The organism is Aeromicrobium sp. SP1, assembly GCF_055663785.1.
This window is the reverse complement of the sequence record NZ_JBQVVK010000001.1, coordinates 615,187-628,199: the sequence shown is the minus strand read 5'-3', so window position 1 is coordinate 628,199 and position 13,013 is coordinate 615,187. Positions and strand designations below refer to the sequence as shown.

General features: G+C 72.2%; 14 protein-coding genes. 4 read left to right on the top strand and 10 right to left on the bottom strand.

Annotation, left to right across the window (positions count from 1 at the left end; all coding sequences use genetic code 11):
• Nucleotides 1–58: 58 nt before the first annotated feature.
• From ACT26F_RS03080 to ACT26F_RS03050, 7 genes are all read right to left on the bottom strand, one after another.
• Complete coding sequence (locus ACT26F_RS03080) at nt 59–1,066, bottom strand: carbohydrate kinase family protein (RefSeq protein WP_471669015.1); 1,008 nt, start codon at nt 1,064–1,066, stop codon at nt 59–61.
• A gap of 89 nt (nt 1,067–1,155) precedes the next feature.
• Entirely contained in the window at nt 1,156–1,521 is a 366-nt protein-coding gene (locus ACT26F_RS03075) for a HesB/IscA family protein (RefSeq protein WP_471669014.1), read from the bottom strand.
• A gap of 132 nt (nt 1,522–1,653) precedes the next feature.
• Complete coding sequence (locus ACT26F_RS03070) at nt 1,654–2,760, bottom strand: glycerate kinase family protein (RefSeq protein WP_471669013.1); 1,107 nt, start codon at nt 2,758–2,760, stop codon at nt 1,654–1,656.
• A gap of 1 nt (nt 2,761) precedes the next feature.
• On the bottom strand, nt 2,762–4,027 hold the full coding sequence (locus tag ACT26F_RS03065; protein ID WP_471669012.1) for an aspartate aminotransferase type Ic: 1,266 nt from the start codon (nt 4,025–4,027) through the stop codon (nt 2,762–2,764).
• A 25-nt stretch (nt 4,028–4,052) separates the two neighbouring features.
• Nucleotides 4,053–4,622 carry a PspA-associated protein PspAB gene (gene pspAB, locus ACT26F_RS03060; RefSeq protein WP_471669011.1) on the bottom strand — a complete coding sequence of 190 codons (570 nt, stop codon included), beginning with the start codon at nt 4,620–4,622 and terminating at the stop codon, nt 4,053–4,055.
• Between the two features lie 4 nt (nt 4,623–4,626).
• Nucleotides 4,627–5,517, bottom strand: coding sequence for a zinc metalloprotease HtpX (gene htpX / locus ACT26F_RS03055; RefSeq protein WP_471669010.1), 891 nt, complete (start codon nt 5,515–5,517; stop codon nt 4,627–4,629).
• Nucleotides 5,492–6,229: a PspA/IM30 family protein gene (locus ACT26F_RS03050; protein ID WP_471669009.1), complete on the bottom strand. Its 738-nt coding sequence runs from the start codon at nt 6,227–6,229 to the stop codon at nt 5,492–5,494. Before ACT26F_RS03050 ends, htpX begins: the two co-directional genes overlap by 26 nt.
• A gap of 56 nt (nt 6,230–6,285) precedes the next feature.
• Between ACT26F_RS03050 and ACT26F_RS03045 the strand changes: the two genes are divergently transcribed.
• Nucleotides 6,286–6,834, top strand: coding sequence for a DUF3043 domain-containing protein (locus ACT26F_RS03045; RefSeq protein ID WP_471669007.1), 549 nt, complete (start codon nt 6,286–6,288; stop codon nt 6,832–6,834).
• A 7-nt stretch (nt 6,835–6,841) separates the two neighbouring features.
• Here ACT26F_RS03045 and ACT26F_RS03040 read toward each other — a convergent pair whose 3' ends face one another.
• Nucleotides 6,842–7,036 carry a hypothetical protein gene (locus ACT26F_RS03040; protein ID WP_471669005.1) on the bottom strand — a complete coding sequence of 65 codons (195 nt, stop codon included), beginning with the start codon at nt 7,034–7,036 and terminating at the stop codon, nt 6,842–6,844.
• Nucleotide 7,037: 1 nt separating this feature from the next.
• A complete protein-coding gene (gene gcvT / locus ACT26F_RS03035) occupies nt 7,038–8,138 on the bottom strand; it encodes a glycine cleavage system aminomethyltransferase GcvT (protein ID WP_471669004.1) in 1,101 nt (366 codons plus the stop codon).
• A gap of 33 nt (nt 8,139–8,171) precedes the next feature.
• Here gcvT and ACT26F_RS03030 point away from each other — a divergent pair, with 33 nt between their 5' ends.
• Both ACT26F_RS03030 and ACT26F_RS03025 read left to right on the top strand, forming a co-directional pair.
• The gene (locus tag ACT26F_RS03030; RefSeq protein WP_471669003.1) at nt 8,172–9,596 is read left to right on the top strand and encodes a leucyl aminopeptidase; all 1,425 of its coding nucleotides are present in this window, start codon (nt 8,172–8,174) and stop codon (nt 9,594–9,596) included.
• A 6-nt stretch (nt 9,597–9,602) separates the two neighbouring features.
• A complete protein-coding gene (locus ACT26F_RS03025; RefSeq protein ID WP_471669002.1) occupies nt 9,603–10,910 on the top strand; it encodes a serine hydrolase domain-containing protein in 1,308 nt (435 codons plus the stop codon).
• A 25-nt stretch (nt 10,911–10,935) separates the two neighbouring features.
• Here ACT26F_RS03025 and ACT26F_RS03020 read toward each other — a convergent pair whose 3' ends face one another.
• Nucleotides 10,936–11,484 (bottom strand): hypothetical protein, encoded by a 549-nt coding sequence (locus tag ACT26F_RS03020; RefSeq protein WP_471669001.1) that lies wholly within the window; start codon nt 11,482–11,484, stop codon nt 10,936–10,938.
• A 148-nt stretch (nt 11,485–11,632) separates the two neighbouring features.
• Here ACT26F_RS03020 and lpdA point away from each other — a divergent pair, with 148 nt between their 5' ends.
• Nucleotides 11,633–13,009 (top strand): dihydrolipoyl dehydrogenase, encoded by a 1,377-nt coding sequence (gene lpdA, locus ACT26F_RS03015; protein WP_471669000.1) that lies wholly within the window; start codon nt 11,633–11,635, stop codon nt 13,007–13,009.
• Nucleotides 13,010–13,013 lie beyond the last annotated feature (4 nt).

Sequence of the window (13,013 nt, the reverse complement as noted above, 5' to 3'; positions counted from 1 at the left end):
CCCACATGGTGGTTTTGCAGAACAGTAACGCAGCCGAGCGTTCACCCGGCGGGTTAGGTCAGCCTGACTTGGACGTCGGTTCGTGCCCGATCGAGAGTGCTGCGGCGATGTCGGCCTGCGCCTGCGGGCCGTATGCCGATCCGACCCGCTCGAGGAACTCCGGGCGGTCGAGTCGGTACTCCTGGGTGCCGATCGTCTCGACGACGCTGGCGGCGATCGTGCAGCCGACCTGCGTGGCCCGTTCGAGACCCAGACCGGCGGCGATGCCCGCCAGGAAACCGCCGCGGAAGCTGTCGCCGACGCCGGTCGGGTCGACTGCGTCGACACCGGGGATCGCGGACACCTCGACGAGCGTGCCGTCCGCGGCGTGGACGACGGCGCCCTTCTTGCCGTGCGTGACGATCCGGACCCCGACCCGCTCGGCGATGTCCGCGTCGCTCCAGCCCGTCTTCTTCGCGATGAGGGCGGCCTCGTAGTCGTTGCTGAACAGGTAGGCGGCCCCGTCGACGAGGTTGCGGATCAGCTCGCCGTCGGCCCACGCGAGCTGCTGCGACGGATCCGCGGCGAACGGGATGCCCAGCTCACGCGCGGCGCGCGTGTGGCGCAGCATGCCCTCCGGGTCGTCCGGGCCGATCAGCAGCAGGTCGATCGGCTCGCGGGCATGCAGCTCCGCGATGTCGATCTGGCGGGCCTGGGACATGGCGCCGGGATAGAACGTCACGATCTGGGCGTGCGCCTCGTCGGTCGTGATGGTGCACAGCGCCGTGTGCAGGGTCGGCGAGACGAGCACGCGCGAGCAGTCGACGCCCACGTTCTCGAGCCACGCCTTGTAGCCCTGGTCGACGAAGTCACGGCCGACGGCCGCCACGAGCGTGGGTCGCACGCCGAGACTGGCCAGGCTGAAGGTGATGTTCGCGGCGCAGCCGCCGCGACGGATGTCGAGGTCCTCGACCAGGAACGAGACCGCCAGCTTGTCCAGCTGGTCGGGCACGAGGGAGTCGGAGAATCGGCCGGCAAAGGTCTGCAGGTGGTCGGTTGCCACCGAGCCCGCGATCGCAAGATGCACGCCCGCCAGAATAGGCGATCGGGGCGCATCCACCGAATGGTGGGCGCGCCCCGATCGTCGTCAGGCGTCCGCGGGACGCCCGATCAGGCTCAGTGGAACGAGTCGCCGCAGGCGCAGGACCCGGTCGCCATCGGGTTGTCGATCGTGAAGCCCTGCTTCTCGATCGTGTCGACGAAGTCGATCGTCGCGCCGTGCAGGTACGGCAGGCTCATCCGGTCGACGACGACGTTGACGCCGTCGAACTCGCGGATCTCGTCGCCGTCGAGCGCACGCTCGTCGAAGAACAACTGGTAGCGCAGGCCCGAGCAACCTCCGGGCTGCACGGCGATGCGCAGCGCGAGATCGTCGCGGCCCTCCTGGTCGAGCAGCGTCCTGACCTTGAGCGCGGCGCCGTCGGTCAGGGAGATGCCGTCGGCGGGCGTGGTCTCGGTGCTGGTCTGGTCCGTGGCGGTCATCGAGGCTCCTAAGGCGACGGATGGTCGTGGTGTCACTGGTGCAACACCGTGCGACCCGGTTCGATTCCCCCTCATCCTACCTGCCGCTGCCCGCCCGCTCCGCCGCATCGGCGCGCACGAGATCGACTTTGCTCAGGCGGACCAGCTGCGGGCGACGCGCTCGGCGAGGTCGGCCAGGTGGCGGGTCGGCTCGGCGAGGGCCGCCGCCTCCCCCACCCGGTCGACGAGCCCGTACGCGGACTCGACGCCCAGCGCGCGCATCTCCCGGCTGCCGACGTCGACGCGGCCGGCGAGCACGACGCACGGCCGGGCCGCCGCCATCGCAACCTGTGCGACGCCGTGCACGACCTTGCCCGCGCGGGACGAGTAGTCGAACGCGCCCTCGCCCGTGAGCACGAGGTCGGCGCCGGCCACGAGGTCCGCGAGGCCGGTCGCCGCCGCGACCAGACCGATCCCCGACGTCACCTCGGCGCCGAGCACGAGCAGCGCGAATCCCAGTCCGCCGGCCGCACCCGCGCCCTTGGCGTCGGCGATCCGGCGTTCGGCGGGCGTCGACCCGCACACGGCCTCGACGAACCGGTCGAGCCGGTGGTCGACCGTCAGCACCTGCTCCTCGGTGAGGCCCTTCTGCGGTCCGAAGGTGCGCGTCGCGCCGAACATGCCGAGCAACGTCGACTCGACGTCGGCCGCGACCACGAGCTCGACGCCCTCGAGACGTGCACGCACCGCCGTGAGGTCGACCGAGGTGACGCCGTCGAGACCGGCCGGACCCCGGTCGAGGGCGACGTCCGCCGTCGCGCCGAGCGCGGCCAGCAGTCCTGCTCCCCCGTCGTTCGTGGCGCTTCCGCCGAGGCCCACGACGATCCTGCGGGCGCCGCCCTCCAGGGCTGCCGCGATCGCCTGACCGACGCCGACCGTGCTGGCGTCCAGCGGGCGCCGTTCGGCGACCAGGTGCAGGCCGCACGCCTGCGCCGACTCGAGGTAGACGGTGTCGCCGACGACGAGCAGGCCCACGGGGGTCGGCTCGCCGAGCGGTCCGGGCACGGTGACGACGTCGAGCCGGCCCTCGGGGTACGCACCGCGCAGCGCGTCGAGGAACCCCGGTCCCCCGTCGGCCATCGGCGCGAGCACGAGGTCGGCCGAGGGCGACGTCCGCCGCCATCCGGCCGCGATCGCCTCGGCCGCCTCGGGAGCGGTCAGGGTTCCCGCGAACTTGTCGGGGGCGACGACGATGCGCACGTCAGGCCGCGAGGGCCTTCTCGGCCGCGGCGAGCAGGACGCACGTAGCCAGGCCCTCCATCGCCTGGGTCAGCTCGTCGAGCGGCGGGAACGACGGCGCGATCCGGATGTTCCGGTCGCGCGGGTCCTTGCCGTACGGGAACGACGCGCCTGCCGGGGTCAGCGCGATGCCGGCTTCCTTCGCGAGCTGCACGACCCGCGTGGCGGTGCCGTCGACGACGTCGAGGCTCACGAAGTAGCCGCCCTGCGGCTCGGTCCACGTCGCGACACCGTGCGGGCCGAGGCGGTCCGAGAGGATCCGCAGCACCGTCTCGAACTTCGGCGCGAGGATCTCGCGGTGGCCGGCCATGAGGTCGAGGACGCCCCGGGCGTCGCGCAGGAACCGGGCGTGGCGCAGCTGGTTGACCTTGTCCGGGCCGATCGAGCGGAACTGGGCGTGCGACAGGTACCAGGCCACGTTCTCGGGCGAGCCGCCGAGGAAGCTCACCCCCGCGCCCGCGTGCGTGATCTTCGAGGTCGAGGCGAACAGCAGCGGCCGGTCGGGGTGACCGCTCGCGGCGCACAGGCCGAGGATGTCGGCGGACTTCGCGTGCTGGTCGGTCAGGTCGTGGACGGCGTACGCGTTGTCCCAGAAGATCCGGAAGTCGGCCGCCGCGGTCTGCAGCGCGGCGAGCTCTGCGGCGACCTCCTCGCTGACGACGGCACCGGTCGGGTTGGAGTAGGTGGGCACGAGCCAGATGCCCTTGACCGCCGGGTCGGCGACGTGCTCGCGCACGGCCGCCATGTCCGGGCCGTCCTGGTGCATCTCGATCGTGATCATCTCGATGCCGAGGTGCTGGCAGATGGCGAAGTGGCGGTCGTAGCCCGGCGCGGGGCACAGGAACTTCACCGGACCGGCGCCCCACGGCTGCTCGGAGCCGGGCACGCCGTGCTGCAGCGCGAACGCGATCGTGTCGTGCATGAGCGACAGGCTCGCGTTGTCCCCGGCGAGCAGCTGGTCGACCGGCACGCCGAGCAGGTCCGCGAAGATCTCGCGCAGCTCGGTGATCCCCGTCAGGCCGCCGTAGTTGCGCACGTCGACGCCGCCGGCGAGGTGGTCCTGCAGGGGCGCCGTCAGCAGCTCGTCGGAGAGGTCGAGCTGGGCGGCGGACGGCTTGCCGCGCGTGATGTCGAGCTTGAGACCGGCATCCTGCAGCGCGGCATACGCCTGCTGCTGCTCGGCCAGGAGGGCTTGGATCTGGTCGCGGGTGAGGGCGTCGAGAGTCACGTCCTCAAACGTACCGCCGTTCGGCTCACAGGCCGGGGGCACCCCAGATCGCGAGCCAGCGGGCCAACTCGGGCTCGATCGGCACGTCGTTCTCGATGAGCGCCCGGATGCGCAGCTCGGTGGGGTTGTCGCGCCGGCGCGCGGCCGACGAGTCCGGGACGAACGGGTAGAACGTGCCCTGCTTGAACAGGTACACGAGCGCGAGCCGATTCCCCTCGTGCTCGAACACGACGGTCGAGCACAACAGCGCCGTGTCGAAGCCGCTCTCGGCCATCGTGGAGTTCACCGCGTGCAGGTCGGTGACCAGCCCCGACACGTCGCCCGTGGGCCGTACGACCTCGAGCCACGTGAAGCCGAACTCGTCGCGGTGCACCTCGGTCGACGCGGTCGCGTCGGTGCCGATCATCTCCTGGGCCGCGGCGATCACCTCGTCGTCGGCACGACCCTCGGAGTCGCGGAAGCACACCGCGCCGTGACCGCTGAAGTCGAACCCCTCGGCCTGCAGCGAGAGCGCCGCCTGCGGCACCTGGAAGAGCACGTCGAGATTGGCCTTCGGCGGCTTGCTGCGGCCGAGGATCGCGTCGAGGAGACCCACCCGCTCAGCGCCTCTCGGACAGGTCGGCGCCGATGCGCGCCAGCTGGTCGAGCCGCGACTGCAGCGGCGGGTGCGTCGACATGAGCGCCTGGACGGACTCGCCGTTGACGGCCGGCGCGATGAAGAAGGCGTTCATCGACTGCGCCTCGCGCAGGTCGGACGTGGGGATCCTGCCCATCTCGCCGGAGATCTTGACGAGCGCCGAGGCGAGCTTCGACGGCCGGCCGGTGAGGTAGGCCCCCGAGCGATCGGCGCTCAGTTCGCGGTAGCGCGACAGGGCGCGCGTGAGCAGGAAGCTGACGAACGAGACGACGAGGCTGACCATGAGGATCACGAGGAAGCCCGGGCCGTTGCCGTCACGGCGACCGCCGCCGAAGAACATCCCCCAGCGGGTCAGGAAGCCCGCGAGCAGGCCGAGCGACGACGCCACCGTCATGACCGAGACGTCGCGGTTGGCGACATGGGACAGCTCGTGCGCGAGCACGCCCTCCAGTTCCTCGGCGTCGAGCCGCTGCATGATGCCGGTCGTGACGCACACCGCCGAGTGCTTCGGCGATCGCCCGGTCGCGAACGCGTTCGGCATGTCGGTCACCGCGACGGCGACCCGCGGCTTGGGCATGTCGGCGAGCGTGACGAGACGGTCGATCATGGCGTGCAGCTCGGGCGCCTGCTCCGGGGCGACGACGTGTGCGCCCATCGACTTGAGCGCGAGCGAGTCAGAGAAGTACCACTGCCCCCACGCCATGCCCAAGCAGACCACGAGGGCGAGCCAGACACTCGGGATGATTGAGAACAGTAGGGCGCCGAACGCGACGTAGAGCAGCACCAGGCCGAGCCCCACGCCGCCCATCCGCAGGCTCAGCCCCCGGTCACTGCGAAATCTGCTGCGGGCCATGGCCCTCCCCCTCCAACTCGCCCTGCACGTCCTCGACGGGCGGCCCGACCGAGCCGAGCGCCTCGTCGAACCGGCGCAGCAGCGCCTCGTCCTGGCTCTCCCCCGGCCGGGTGATGATGCCGTCGTTCATGAGCTCGTCGACCGCGTCGGCGGTGGCCTCGAGCTCGCGCGTGTGCTGCTCGGCCTCCTGCATCGCTCGGCCGACCTCGCCGGCAGTCGCGCCGATCCCCGCGGTCGCGCCCTGGATCTCCGAGCGCGCCTGGGCGGCGGAGTAGCGGGCTGACAGCGTGTCCTTGCGGATCCGGAACTCCTCGACCTGGCGCTCGATGCCCGCGGCCGACAGGTTGAGCTTGTCCTCCTCGGACCGCAGCTGCGCGTGGCGGGTGCCCAACTCCCCTGCGGCCTTCTCCAGGGCGACCTGGCGTTCGAGGGCCGCGCGGGCGGCGGTGTCGTCGCCGCGGTCGACGGCGGCCTTCGCATCGGCGCCCGCGGACTCGATCTCGCGGCGCAGGGAGGCGAGCTGGATCTCGACGCGCTTGCGGCTCGTGGAGACGTCGGCCACGCCCCGGCGGACCTGCGCGAGCAACTGCGTCTGGGACCGGTACGCCTCGTCGAGGCGGTCGCGCAGCCGGTCGACGTCGCGGGCGTCCTCACGCGCCGAGCGCGCCCGGAACAGGCCCTTGATCCGCTCGCGGATGCCGCCGTCTGCCATGGCCCCACCCTAGCCACGGACCCCAGCGCTGGGCCCGGCCTTGTAGGGTCGCTGGCGTGAACGATGCAGCCGACGAGACCGGTCAGGGCAAGGGCGGGCCGACTCGCAGCCGCAAGGACGCCGAGGCCGCCCGCAAGCAGCAGATGAAGCGCCCGCTGACCCGCAAGGAGCAGGCCGAGCGCGAGCGCAAGCGCCGCAACTCCGCGCGCGACAAGCAGCGCGAGGCGCTCATGGGCGTCGGCTCGACCGACAACCTCCCGCCGCGCGACCGGGGGCCCGCGCGAGCCCTCGCGCGCGACGTCGTCGACCGTCGCCGCACGGTCGCCGAGTTCATGCTGCCGATCCTCGTCGTGATCCTCGTGCTGAGCTTCCTGCCGAGCGCCGCGGCCCTGGTGTTCTCCCTGTGGACCGTCGCGATCCTCGCGACCGTCGCCGACGAGCTGCTGCTCGTGTACCAGCTGCGTCGCGAGATGAAGAAGCGCTTCACGAAGGCCGAGTCCCGTGGCGCGGTGCTCTACGCGGTGCTGCGCAGCACGCAACTGCGGCGCATGCGCCTGCCGAAGCCGACCGTCGCGATCGGTCAGCCGCTGCCCGAGAAGTACTGAGCCCCGGTCACTCCGGACGCAGCGACATCGGTCCGTAGACCTCGTCGCCGTCGTCGAGCAGGCGCACCTGCTCGACCCCGTCCTCCAGCAGGTCCTCGAACGCGGTGCCGATCCACGACTCCGCGTCGCCGCGGTGCTCGAACCCCTCGGACTGACCGACGGACTCGCCGGTGCCGTTCTCGTACTGCCACGTGAATGTCATGTCAGTCCTCCTTCGTGGACGGGTCGACGAACGGCGGCTTGGTGACCGTGAAGGCCTCCTGGCGACCGCGGACGTCGACCGTGACGGTGTCGCCGTCGGCGACGCCCGGGTCGAGCAGCGCGAGCCCGATGCCCTGGCGCAGGGTCGGCGAGAAGGTGCCGGACGTGATCTCGCCCAGATCGGTGCCGTCGTCGCCGCGCACCGTCATGCCGGGCCGCGGGATGCCGCGGCCCTGCGCGAGCAGGCCACGCAGGGTGGGCACCGTCTTCTCGGCGCGCTGGCGCTCGAGGACCGACTTGCCCCAGAAGGCGGGCTTGGACCAGCCGACGGCCCAGCCGGCGCGGGCCATGACCGGCGAGATCTCGGGCGAGAGCTCGTGGCCGTGCAGGGGGTAGCCCATCTCGGTGCGCAGGGTGTCGCGGGCGCCCAGGCCGCACGCGCGGATGCCGTGCTGCTCGCCGGCGGCCATGACCGCATCCCACACGACGAGGGCGTCCTCGGCCGCGACGACGAGCTCGTAGCCGCGCTCCCCGGTGTAGCCCGTGCGGCACACCGTGAGCTCGACGCCGTCGATGGTTCCCGTGGCGAACGACATGTACTCGTGGTCGACGGGCAGTCCGACCGCGGTGAGGACCTCGTCGCTGAGCGGGCCCTGGACCGCGAGGACGGCGTAGGCGCGGTGCTGGTCCTCCACGTCGATGCCCTCGGGCGCGGCCGCGGCGAGCCGCCGGACGACCTCGGCCGTGTTGGCCGCGTTCGGGATGAGGAACACCTCGAAGTCGCTGCGCAGATAGGCGATCAGGTCGTCGACGGTGCCGCCGTCCTCGTCGCAGCACAGCGTGTACTGGGCCTTGCCCGGCGCGATGCGGCCGAGGTCGTTCGTCAGGCACGCGTTCACGAACGCGGCCGCGCCGGTGCCCCGGACGAGCGCCTTGCCGAGGTGACTCACGTCGAACAGGCCCACCGCCTCACGGACTGCCTTGTGCTCGGCCAGCACGCCGCCGCCGGCGTACTCGAGCGGCATCGACCAGCCGCCGAACTCGGAGAACTTCGCCCCCAGGGCCTCATGACGCGGGTGCAACGGTGACTGGAGCAGGTCCATGCGCCTCAAACTACCGCTGACTATGGTGGCCTCATGCCCACGGTCCAGCTCCGCGCCTCCCTGCCTTCCGCCGACGCCGTCGTCGTCCTGCTCCCCACCGGCTCCGACCTGCCTGCCGGCGTCCCGTGGGCAGCACTGGGATTCACCGGCGATGCCGGGCAGGTCGCGGTCGTGCCGAGCACCGAGAGCGGGTCCGCGCTCACGGCATGGGTCTCCACGGCCGCCGAGCCGACCGCCGAGCAGCAGCGTCGCGCCGTCGCCCAGGGCCTGCGGGCCCTGCCGAAGGCGACGACCGTCGGCATCGATCCCACCCGGCTGCCCTCGCCCGACCTCGGCGCGATCGCCGAGGCGGCCGTCCTGACCGCCTACGCGTACCTCGCGTACAAGGGCGACGACGCCCGCAAGAAGACCACCGTCGTGCAGACCGTGTCGATCCTGTCGGACGACGCCCGCAAGGCCGCCGCGAAGCGCGCGGTCGACGAGGCCGTGGTCGTCGCGGAGGCGACGTGCCTGGCGCGCGACTGGGTCAACACCCCGCCCGCCGACCTGCGACCGCCCGCGTTCGCCGAGGCGATCAAGGCCACCGCGCCGACCGGCGTGCGGGTCACGGTGTGGGACGAGAAGAAGCTCGAGAAGGAGCGCTGCGGCGGCATCCTGGGCGTCGGACGTGGCTCGGAGGCGCCGCCGCGGCTCGTGAAGCTGACCTACAACCCGGACGGCGCGAAGACCCACCTCGCCCTCGTGGGCAAGGGCATCACGTTCGACTCCGGCGGCCTGTCGCTCAAGCCCGGCGCCTCGATGATGACGATGAAGTGCGACATGGGCGGCGCGGCCGCGATCGTCGCGGCGATCGGCGCGATCGCGCGCCTGGGTCTGCCGATCCGGGTCACCGCCTTCGCCTGCATCGCCGAGAACCTGCCCAGCGGTACCGCGACGCGTCCCGGCGACGTGCTGCACATGCGCTCGGGCGCGACCGTGGAGGTGCACAACACCGACGCCGAGGGTCGGCTCGTGCTGGCCGACGGGCTCGCGCTCGCGGTCGAGGCCAAGCCCGACCACATCGTCGACGCGGCGACGCTGACCGGTGCGGCGATGGTCGCCCTCGGCACCCGGACGTCGGCGGTGCTCGGCAACGACGAGGCGCTCGAGGAGCGGGTCCTGTCCGCGGCGGCGGAGGCCGGCGAGTCGATGTGGCGGCTGCCGATCACCGAGGAGATCGGCAAGGCCGTCACCTCCTCGACGATCGCGGACGTCCGCCAGCACAACCCGAAGCCCTACGGCGGCTCGCTCTACGCCGCGGCGTTCCTGCGCGAGTTCGTCGGCGACGCGTCGTGGGCCCACCTCGACATCGCCGGGCCGGCGTTCAACGAGGCGGGCGTCTACGACTACACGCCGGTCGGTGGCACGGGCGCCAGCGTGCGCACGCTCGTCCGGCTCGCGCGCGACCTGGCCTCCTGACGACCGATGCGGCGCTTCACCGAGCGGCTCGAGGCCGAGCGGGCCGAGAGCGCGATGGCCTCCGTCGCCGCGGCCGTGGTCCGCGACGGCGCCGTGGCTTGGTCGGGTGCCTCCGGGACGGTCGACGGCCGTGACGGTGCGCCCGCGACCGTCGACACGCAGTACCGGATCGGGTCGATCAGCAAGACCGTGACGGCCGTCGAGGTCCTGCGCCTGCGGGACGAGGGCCGGCTCGATCTCGCCGACCCGATCGGCGCGCACCTGCCCGAGGTGCCCTTCGGCCAAGTCACGATCGCCCAACTGCTGACCCACACCTCCGGCCTGCAGGCCGAGACGAACGGACCGTGGTGGGAGCGCACCGAGGGCCTCACCTGGGAGGCGCTGATGGCGGCGGCGCCGGGCCTCGTGCACGTGCCCGGCACGCGCTTCCACTACTCGAACGTGGGCTTCGGCGTGCTCGGCCGACTCGTCGAGGTGCTGCGCGGCGCACCGTGGTTCGAGGCCGTCCGGAGCGGCATCCTCGAGCCCCTCGGCATGCACCGGACGACCTTCTCGCCCTCCGGCGACCACGCCCTCGGCCTCTCGCGCCATCCGACCGAGGACCTCCAGACGCGCGAGCCCACGCACGACACCGGGGTCATGGCACCGGCCGGGCAGCTCTGGTCGACGGTCGGCGACCTGGCCCGCTGGGCCGCGTTCGCCGGCGGCGACACCGGGGACGTGCTCGACCCGTCGACGTGGACGCAGATGACCGTGCCGCTCGCGGTCGACGACCGGCCGGGACAGCCGTGGGCGACCGCGCAGGGCCTCGGCTGGCGCATCTGGGCCGGTGACGGCCACGGTCGGCTCGTCGGCCACGGCGGCTCCATGCCCGGCTTCCTTGCGACGTTGTTCGCCGAACCGCAGACGGGCCTGGCCGTCACGGTGCTCGCGAACGACACGACGCGCCTGGGCGGACTCGCCGACGACCTGCTCGCGATCGCCCACGAGACCTGGCCCGAGCGGACGCCGCCCACGACCGCCGCCACTGCCTCACCGGAGGTCGCGGCGATCGCCGGCGACTGGTTCTGGGGACCGATGCCCTACCGGCTCGAGCCGACGGGCGACGGCTTCGTCCTCGGCGACACGAAGGGCTTCCGCCGCTCGCGGTTCGTGCCCGACGGCGACGGCTGGCGCGGACTCGATGCCTACTTCGCCGGCGAGCGACTCGTCGTCCGGCCGGACGGCGCGCTCGACCTGGCCTCGTTCGTGCTCTCGCGCACGCCCTACGACCCGGCCGTCGACCACCCCGGCGGGCCGGCCGACTGGCGCTGAGCGCCCGGCATCGGGGACCGAGCGGTCAGAGGCCCAGGGTGCGGGCGGCCTGCTCGACCTTGTCCCACTGGCTGCGGTCGCCGCCGGTGCGGTCGGGGTGCGCCTTCGCCCGGGCCGCGCGGTGCACCCGCTCGAGGTCGGACTTCGACGGGTTGCGCGGCAGCGGGTCGGCGCCGGCGACGGTCTCGAGCGTCATGATCGCGGCGAACTGCGCGGCGGTGTAGCTGCCCCGCTCGGCCTCGACCGTCGTCCGCTTCGCGGCGATCCGCGTGTTGAAGTCGCGCATCCGCTGCGGGTAGCCGACCTTGTTGGCGTCGTAGATCGGGATGCGCAGGTCGCGCGCGAGGTCCGATGCGGCCTTGGGCGAGGCGATCCGTCGGCGCGTCCACTCGCCGTCGGCCGCGACCAGCAGGACCGTCATCTGGCTCACCGCGGTCTTCGGCTCGACGAACGCCTCGACGCCCTTGCGGCTCGCGGCGAACTCACGCAGCGCGGCGAGGTCGGCACGACTGGCGTCGCGGTCGGACACGACCGCACCGGCCTCGGTGCGCTGACGGCGCTTGAACAAACCCACGGCACAAGTCTGCCGGACGGGTCCCACGCCCCGGACGCGACGTGCCGACACCTACCCGCAGGTCACGAGTGAACGGGTGCCGCCCCGGTGGCACCTCCCATGGCGAGGGTGACAAGATGAACGGCAGACCACCTACCCGGAGGACATCGTGCCCGACGACGCACCCCATTCGTTCGACATCGTGATTCTCGGAGCCGGAAGCGGGGGCTATGCGTGCGCACTGCGCGCTGTCCAGCTCGGCAAGTCCGTCGCCATGATCGAGAAGGCCAAAGTGGGCGGCACGTGCCTCCACAACGGCTGCATCCCCACCAAGGCCCTGCTGCACGCGGCCGAGGTCGCCGACACCGCCCGCGAGGGCGACGCGATCGGCGTCCACACGACCTTCGAGGGCGTCGACATGCCCCGGGTCAACGCCTACAAGCAGGGCGTCATCGACCGCCTCTACAAGGGCCTGCAGGGCCTCGTGAAGTCCGGCGGCATCACCGTCGTCGAGGGTGAGGGCCGACTCGTCGACGCCAACACCGTCGAGGTCGACGGCACCCGCTACACCGGCGCGAACGTCGTGCTGGCGACCGGCTCGGAGCCGCGCACGCTCGGCATCGAGATCGGCGGCCGCGTCATGACCAGCGACCAGGCCCTCGAGCTCGACGAGGTCCCGAAGCGCGCCGTCATCATCGGCGGCTCGGTGATCGGCGTCGAGTTCGCCTCCGTCTGGAACTCCTTCGGTGCCGAGGTCACGATCATCGAGGCACTGCCGACGCTCGTCCCGCTGGAGGACCCGGTCCTGTCCAAGGGCCTCGAGCGCGCCTTCCGCAAGCGCAAGATCGCCTTCAAGACCGGCGTGAAGTTCACCGGCGTCGAGCAGCACGAGAACGGCGCCGTCGTGACGCTGGAGAACGGCGACACGATCGAGACCGACGTCGTCCTCGTGGCTGTCGGCCGCGGCCCCCGCTCGGCCGGGATGGGCTTCGAGGAGGCCGGCATCACCGTCGACCGCGGCTGGGTGCCCACCGACGAGCGCCTGCGCACGAACGTCCCGGGCGTCTTCGCCGTCGGCGACCTCGTGCCCGGCCTGCAGCTGGCCCACCGCGGCTTCGCGCACGGCATCTTCGTCGCCGAGGAGATCGCGGGCCTGGCCCCGCAGCCGATCGTCGACTCGGGCATCCCCCGCGTCACGTACTGCGAGCCCGAGCTGGCCTCCGTCGGCCTCACCGAGGCGCAGGCCAAGGAGAAGCACGGCGAGGTCGAGTCCCTCGAGTACAACCTCGGCGGCAACGGCAAGAGCCAGATCCTGCAGACCGCCGGCGTCGTGAAGGTCGTCCGCGAGAAGGACGGCCCGATCGTCGGTGTCCACATGCTCGGTGCCCGCATGGGCGAGCAGGTCGGCGAGGCGATGCTGTGGGTCGACTGGGAGGCCTACCCCGAGGATGTCGCGCAGTTCATCCACGCGCACCCCACCCAGAACGAGTCCCTCGGCGAGGCCGCACTGGCCCTCGCCGGCAAGCCGCTGCACTCGCACGCCTGAGATC